2 protein-coding genes are annotated in these 1093 nt (G+C 66.1%); one reads left to right on the top strand and one right to left on the bottom strand.

Going from position 1 to position 1093, the window contains the following annotated elements; all coding sequences use genetic code 11:
* Positions 1-12: 12 nt before the first annotated feature.
* Positions 13-987: an IS481 family transposase gene (locus ACLBWP_RS18430; RefSeq protein WP_447656266.1), complete on the bottom strand. Its 975-nt coding sequence runs from the start codon at positions 985-987 to the stop codon at positions 13-15.
* Here ACLBWP_RS18430 and ACLBWP_RS18425 point away from each other — a divergent pair.
* The coding region (locus tag ACLBWP_RS18425; RefSeq protein ID WP_447656267.1) for a hypothetical protein at positions 901-1093 on the top strand (193 nt) is incomplete at its 3' end. The genes ACLBWP_RS18430 and ACLBWP_RS18425 overlap by 87 nt on opposite strands.

Raw genomic sequence — 1093 nt, 5'->3', positions numbered from 1 at the left:
TGTACTGAGTCATCAGGTTGGTGACACTCGGGCTGCGGGCGTGAGTCCGTGGCTCGAGTGGATCCGTTCAGTGTTGTAGTGCTCGATCCAGGGCGCAAGAGCGTCTGCTCGGGCTTGGTTGCTGGTGAAGGTTTGCCGGTAGGCCCACTCGGTCGCGAGGGTCCGGTTGAACCGCTCGACCTTGCCGTTCTGCCAGGGGCAGTGCGGCTTGATGAACTTCTGCCTCGCGCCCAGCTCAGCGATCGTGTTCTTGAACGCGGCCGAGTGCCGGTAGGCGAACGCGTTGTCCGAGATGACCCGCTGGATCTTCGCGATGCCGTGGGCGGCGAAGTAAGCAGCCGCCCGGGCGAGGAACCCAGCCGCGGTCACGCCGCGCTCGTCCGGGTGGACTTCGGCATAGGCGAGCCGGGTGTGGTCATCGACAGCGGCGTGGACGTAGTCGAACCCGATCGGTTTCTTATCGACGCGGGACTGGTGGTTCGCAGCCGTCCACCCCTGCACCCGCCAGCCGCCGCCGTCCGGGATACGGCCGAGCTTCTTCACATCCACATGGACCAAGTCGCCGGGGTGCTCGTGTTCGTATCGGTTCGTGGTCGCTTTTGTGGCACGGATGAGGGCGCCAGTGATCGGGTCCAACCACGCCAGCGGTGGAACATGGTGCCGGGCGAGGACGCGCGAGATCGTCCGGGCGGGGACCCCGGTCTCCGCAGCGAGACGGGCGGGACCGAACCGGAGTCGGGTGCGGGCCTCCAACACCGATTGCTCGCGCTCTGGGCTGGTCTTCGTCGGCATTCGATGCGGCCGGCTTGACCGGTCCGACAAGCCGCGGTCGCCGTGGTCCCGGAACCGCCGCACCCACCGGTGCGCACATTGGCGAGAGACGCCGAGCTCCTTCGCGACATGAGCGACTGGACGACGGTCCTCGAGAACGCGAGCGACGAGCAAACGTCGCCCGTGCAGCGTCAACCGGGCATTAGCGTGGACCACAGAGGCCTCCTGGTGATGGCAGAACTAGACAGCTCCATCAAGCCAGGAGGCCTCGTCACGTCACAAGACCCGAAGTGTCACCAACGTCATGGCCGGGTACAGCTAG

Source organism: Microbacterium sp. M1A1_1b, assembly GCF_053345565.1.
Note: the sequence above shows the minus strand (reverse complement) of the source record. Positions and strands in the feature narration are given on the sequence as shown.